General features: G+C 64.6%; 1 pseudogene. It reads right to left on the minus strand.

The annotated features are described in order from the left end of the window. Positions 1–30 precede the first annotated feature (30 nt). Positions 31–381, minus strand: a pseudogene (locus EE949_RS08420) (peptidase); the annotation flags it as partial.

The following is a 381-nucleotide window of genomic DNA, read 5'->3' on the forward strand; positions in this document are numbered from 1 at the left end:
CATTTAGGCCTCATTGGCTTGAGGCCTTGGCTAGAACAGATCGATCGGCGCCGCTTCATCTGCCGGTAACGGGCTGCCCGGTGCCACGCCATTACCCAGCTCGTTGACCGACGGCGGCGTGTCTTCGCTCTTGAACAACTCGAAGTACGCATTCGGCGTGCTTGGCGACGCCGCACGGCCGCTGATCGGGTCGATCCGCAGGCTGAGGATGCCTTCCGGCTCCGGTTGGGTGTGCAGCGGCTTGTCCTTCAGCGCGGCGCCCATGTAGCTCATCCAGATCGGCAGCGCGACCGTGCCGCCGAACTCGCGACGGCCCAGGCTTTCCGGCTGGTCATAGCCGGTCCACACGGTGGTCACGTAGTCGGCGTTATAGCCGGAGAG

Origin of the sequence: Pseudomonas viridiflava, assembly GCF_900602065.1 — a bacterium.
GTDB lineage: Bacteria > Pseudomonadota > Gammaproteobacteria > Pseudomonadales > Pseudomonadaceae > Aquipseudomonas.